At 50.0% G+C, this 2,233-nt stretch carries 5 protein-coding genes; all 5 read right to left on the minus strand.

Going from position 1 to position 2,233, the window contains the following annotated elements; genetic code table 11:
* Positions 1 to 628, minus strand: a 628-nt coding sequence (mobQ, locus tag LI164_RS15500) for a MobQ family relaxase (protein WP_227087371.1), incomplete at its 3' end; no start/stop codon positions are given.
* A gap of 187 nt (positions 629 to 815) precedes the next feature.
* Complete coding sequence (locus LI164_RS15505) at positions 816 to 959, minus strand: hypothetical protein (RefSeq protein ID WP_009274458.1); 144 nt, start codon at positions 957 to 959, stop codon at positions 816 to 818.
* 299 nt (positions 960 to 1,258) lie between these two features.
* The gene (locus tag LI164_RS15510; protein WP_012816208.1) at positions 1,259 to 1,555 is read right to left on the minus strand and encodes a DUF3847 domain-containing protein; all 297 of its coding nucleotides are present in this window, start codon (positions 1,553 to 1,555) and stop codon (positions 1,259 to 1,261) included.
* Positions 1,548 to 1,889: a DeoR family transcriptional regulator gene (locus LI164_RS15515; protein WP_003020305.1), complete on the minus strand. Its 342-nt coding sequence runs from the start codon at positions 1,887 to 1,889 to the stop codon at positions 1,548 to 1,550. The genes LI164_RS15510 and LI164_RS15515 overlap by 8 nt, the downstream gene beginning before the upstream one ends.
* Positions 1,886 to 2,074 carry a hypothetical protein gene (locus LI164_RS15520; protein WP_055058411.1) on the minus strand — a complete coding sequence of 63 codons (189 nt, stop codon included), beginning with the start codon at positions 2,072 to 2,074 and terminating at the stop codon, positions 1,886 to 1,888. The genes LI164_RS15515 and LI164_RS15520 overlap by 4 nt, the downstream gene beginning before the upstream one ends.
* Between the last annotated feature and the right edge of the window lie 159 nt (positions 2,075 to 2,233).

Genomic DNA, 2,233 nt, shown 5'->3' on the forward strand with positions numbered 1-2,233 from the left:
CATTGGCTTCCAGATAGCGGTTCTGGATGACCTCCCATTCATGCCGCCAGATTTCGCAATACTTCTGGTCGTTCCAATCCACCGTATCCTCCTTGTGGCTTTTCCATCTGCCGGACGGAAGTTTTATCCGTTCCCCGTTTTCGTCAAGGTCATAAACCTTGCGGCTCTTGGGAAGCCATTTTCCATGTTCGTCCATTGCCCTCATAGTGAGCATGACATGGGCGTGGGGATTGTGTCCCGGCGGATGGGGGTCATGGATTGCAAAATCAGCAATCATGCCTTTGGAAACAAACTGCTGCTCACAAAACTCCCGGACAAGGACAGCATACTGGTCGGGTGGTATCTCTCTTGGGATGGTAAGCACCCACCTCCTTGCAAGCTGGGAGTTCCATTGTTTTTCCACAGCTTCGGCGGCGTTCCATAAGGTATTACGGTCTGCATACTCCGGCGGGGCATTTGCTGGGAGCAGAATCTCATTGTGGACGATACCACGCTTTTCCGGGTAGTGCTTCACTTGCTGGTCGTATTCACAGAACAGCTTTTCGCCACTCTGGTAAGCAGCGGCGGCAACCGCAGACTGCCGCTGGCTGCGCTGAACAATCGTGATTTCGTTGTGTGGACAGGGCATTTCGTGTCCCTCCTTTCGCTAATTGGTGGACGGGGTGGCGTTTTACCACCTCATTTTGGGCAGAAAAAAAGCAGGAGACCTTTTTCAGATTTCCTGCTCGGTGTGCCGCTATGTGGGCGGCGGGTATTTAATTGTAAAAGTTCGGGGCAAGTTGACCCGATGTGAAGCTGACAAACTGGAAGTTATTTTACTTGCGTTCTATAAATCCTATGATTGAAAAAATCAATCCTACAATCCCAATTCCGATAACGAGCAGCCCCATTCCTGATGAGCAAAGAGAAATTATAATGGCAAAGAGTAGTATCGCAATACCTAATCCAATTTTCTTCATTGTAAATCCTCCTTTACAAATGCCGATTTGTTGTCATCTTCATTATACTTCATTGGCTATCGAAAAGATAGCATATTTTATGAAACTTGTCGGCTGGGAACAGCTTGCAACGCAAGGTGTCCCCAGATGGCAAGTACACAAAAGGGTAGCTGGCGGCAGCCAGCGCAGGGGAAGCGTAGCGTCCCCTGTATGATTTGGAGCAGACCATGACTGCGGAAAATTACAGCCCTCCGGCGAGGAGCCTTCGGAGAACGCAATGCACCAACCTCTGGGTGGTGTATAATTGCGCCCTTAGTAAACTAAGGGGTTTCCGGCTTCTTCCGTTCCAGCAGTTTTTTCAATAGTTCCTGCGTGTCCTGCCTGTGAAAAATGAGTTTCAACAACAGCATGACATCATCATCTGTCAGGCGTTCCGGCTCTTGCAGAAAACTTTCCAGCATACCGCCACGGGTACAGAGCCGGTGCGTCCGTTCCTTTCGGGTAAGCTGCTTCAACTGGTGCTGCAATACCTTTTCATCATTAATGGCTTTCCGCAGCTTCTTTTCGCTTTTCTCCAGCTCCCTGTTGAGCTTTTCCAGCTTTGAGGTATCAGGCAAGGGCAGCGTCCTCCTTTCCCGGTATCAGCACATAAATCCTGTTTGGTTCTCCAACGCCCTGACGCACCCGCATGATAAGTCCGGCGGTTTCCAGTTCATTCAGAGAACGCTTGACCGTCATGGGACTGCGGGACAGGACTGCGGCAATGGCTGTGACAGGGAAGCAGACAAACAGGATTCCGTTCTCGTCCTCCTGCCCTTTGGACAGCATAGCGTCCAGCATCCGGCAGTACATGACCTTTGCGGTGCTGCTGACTGGAAATCCTGTCAACGCTCTGGGAAAGGGCATACAGGGCGGCAAGGGTGTGTCTATCGTCATAAATTCAAAATTCATTCGGTGTGTGCCTCCTTTTTCTTTGCTCGTTTGGATAAATAACGGGGGCAGTCAATCACAACCGCCCGGAAGCTCTGCCTGCACCCATGCTGGCATTTCCGGCATAATTCGTTGTAAGTGACACGCCCCCGGTCATTGAGGTAAAAGGAAAGCTCATATTTCCTCTTTTTACTCATTCTCGGCATATTGTGTTTCCTCCCGTTTTAGTGTATGGTTTCGGGGCGATTTTCGGCAAAATTACAGCCATAGAGCCGCCTAAAATCTCCCGAAGTATCAGCGATAGGGTAGGCTATCCCCCTATCAGATTGTCGTGTTTCGGTATCATTTCGGTGTCAGTTCGCCAG

Origin of the sequence: Dorea sp. 210702-DFI.3.125, assembly GCF_020560945.1 — a bacterium.
Classification (GTDB): Bacteria; Bacillota; Clostridia; order Lachnospirales; family Lachnospiraceae; genus Dorea; species Dorea formicigenerans.